The 2552-nt window shown below is 62.1% G+C and carries 3 protein-coding genes and 1 pseudogene; all 4 read right to left on the reverse strand.

Annotated elements, in window-relative coordinates; all coding sequences use genetic code 11:
- Positions 1–277: pseudogene (locus ENZ75_RS28195) on the reverse strand (lytic murein transglycosylase); the annotation flags it as partial.
- 26 nt (positions 278–303) lie between these two features.
- Entirely contained in the window at positions 304–909 is a 606-nt protein-coding gene (gene recR / locus ENZ75_RS28200) for a recombination mediator RecR (protein WP_013527928.1), read from the reverse strand.
- Positions 910–1100: 191 nt separating this feature from the next.
- Positions 1101–2027 (reverse strand): cell wall hydrolase, encoded by a 927-nt coding sequence (locus ENZ75_RS28205; protein ID WP_013527929.1) that lies wholly within the window; start codon positions 2025–2027, stop codon positions 1101–1103.
- 230 nt (positions 2028–2257) lie between these two features.
- Positions 2258–2552 (reverse strand): hypothetical protein (locus ENZ75_RS28210; RefSeq protein WP_128278484.1); only part of this gene is annotated, 295 nt, incomplete at its 5' end.

Raw genomic sequence — 2552 nt, forward strand, 5'->3', positions numbered from 1 at the left:
CCTTCAGCTTCAGATTGGGCTTGATGCCGTCGACGGCGGCATCAAATTTGGTTTTTGAAATGCCTTTCGCCTTGGCCTGCGGCCAGAGGTCGTTCTGCAGCCAGGCGCGGAACTGGTCGTCGATCTTTGCGGCGGAGGCGGGGGTGGAAAAGACCGAGAGAAGAACTGCAAAAAAGGAAAACAGAGCCAATCTGAGAGGTTTGCGTTCCTTCGCACCCCCCTCTGTCCTGCCGAGGGGGGTGCTTGGCACCAGCCTTGGTGGACACGCAAAAATCATGCTCCGCATCCTCTGCCGCAACTTTGTCAAAACGCCGTCCGCGAACGCAGCGCCGCGGCCAGCGTGCCCTCGTCGAGATAGTCGAGTTCGCCGCCGACCGGCACGCCATGCGCAAGGCGCGTCACCTTGATGTCGAAGCCGGACAACTGGTCGGTGAGGTAATGCGCGGTCGTCTGGCCCTCGACCGTCGCATTGACGGCGAGGATGATCTCCTTGACCTCGCCGCCGGCGACGCGATCAACCAGCGAGCGCATGTTGAGCTGCTCGGGGCCGATGCCGTCGAGCGGCGACAGCGTGCCGCCGAGCACGTGGTAGCGCACATTCATCGCCGCCGCGCGCTCCAGCGCCCACAGGTCGGAGACGTCCTCGACGACGATGATGGTGCCGGCATCACGGCGCGGATCGGTGCAGATCATGCAAGGGTCCGATGTATCGACATTGCCGCAGGTCGAGCAGATGCGCACCTTGTCGGCCGCCTCGGCCATGGCGGCGGCAAGGGGCGACAAAAGCTGCTCTTTCTTCTTGATCAGATGAAGGGCGGCACGCCTGGCCGAACGGGGTCCCAGCCCCGGCACCTTGGCCAGGAGCTGGATCAGACGTTCGATCTCGGGACCGGCGATTCGCTTCGACATCGCTCTGATCTAGAGCAATTCCAGGAAAAGTGCGAAGCGGTTTTCCGTCCGGAATTGCGTCAAAACGAAAAGCTGGAGCGGTTCACCGTTTCCGCGAAACGGTGAACCGCTCCAGGATTTTTCAGAGCGCTTTGGAACATCTGCATCCGCATGACCGCCATATTGGGCCTTGGCGGACCGCGGGGCGCAGATCAGTTGGTCTCGAGCGGCCGGCCCTGGCTGACAATCATCGCGCCAATGGCGTCTGTGTTCTCAGGCGTCGACTGGAACCCCATCGACGCCTCTTGCGGCGCGTCTTGAACCGACGAGATGACCCTTGTGTTCAAGCTTCCGCCAAAACGCGCGGCATCCGGCTCTTCCATCGGCTCCTGCATCGCCACCACCGTCGGCTCTTGCGAGACACGCGCGGATTTCGCGGCCGGCGCGGCGGCGGCGGTCACATAGGTCTGCTGGGCGGGAGCGGATCGAACGGTTGCCGTCCTGGCTGGACGCACCGGCTCGGCGGACGCGACCATCGTCACCGGCGCGGCTGACTTGTCGGGCGCCGCCGAGGCAATAGCGACCTGCGGCTCATCCGGCAGCGGCTGCCAGTTGCGGCCGCGCTTCTCGTAGAAGGCATTGCCGCCGGCAACCATGGTGTAGTGCATGTTCTTGTAGGGGAAGCGGAGGCCGGCTGTGTGGAAGAACATGGTGTTCTTGAGCTTGGACTTGCGCTCGCCCTTCAGCACCGCGTCGGCGGCTTCCTCGACATCGGGCATTGCGCGTGAATTCATCGGCCTTGTCATGACACCAGGCGCGAACTGCCCGGGCTCGCCCACCACTTGGCAGATGGTGCTGCCATGATTGCCGGAGCGCAGCCGGTTCATCACCACCGTGCCGACCGCGATCATGCCGTCGCGGCTCGAGCGGTTGGACTCGAAGAACATCGCCCGTTCCAGGCATTCCTTGTCCTTCGGCGTGTGGCTGTAGGCCCCTGAACTCAGGAAACCTGGCGTGATGGCGTCGGTCAGGCTGGCGACGGACATGCCGTGTGAAGTGGTCTGGCTGCAGGCAGCCAAAAACAGGGGTGAAATGACGGCGCCGAGCAACAGCGGCGTCTTCCATCGCGTGGAAATCAACAGGTAACCCTCTCACTTCGTGCCCGCCCCCAGGCTGCGGCAAGAATGAGACACTTTCGGGCAAAATGATGGCCAAAACGTTATTAACAACGTACTGTTGCCAAATTGGCACAATTTCGTGGCTTTCCAGATAGATCGAGCCGTCATTTCACAAAAGCGATGACCGCTCTCTCTTTGTTTCGCCGCAATTGCCCCAAGGGAAAGCACCACGCGATTTTTCCTGAAGCGATCTACCGCCCGGCCGCTATCGCGGCCGGCTGGCCAGGCTCAAGCTCCTCGACCTTCTCCGAAAACAGGCCGCGCCGGAGGAACAGCGTCCGCGCCTCCCTGGCCGTCGGCGCGATCTTTCCCGGCCAGTCGCTGTCTATGAACTCAGCCTTGGTGAAGTCCGGATTTGTCTCGCTTGCCGCCTCGAGGAATTCGGCGATCTCCAGCACGATCGCGCGCTCGTCCTTCGAAAGCGCGGATGTGCCGGCTTCGATCGATGGGCGATGGAGGAAATCCTCGAACAGATAGAAATAACCC

It is taken from the genome of Mesorhizobium sp. M7A.F.Ca.CA.002.04.1.1, assembly GCF_004022805.1.
GTDB lineage: Bacteria > Pseudomonadota > Alphaproteobacteria > Rhizobiales > Rhizobiaceae > Mesorhizobium > Mesorhizobium ciceri.

Coding starts and splice junctions, on each gene's coding strand:
- recR (WP_013527928.1), bottom strand. CDS start 909: ATGTCGAAGCGAATCGCCGGTCCCGAGATCGAACGTCTGATCCAGCTC.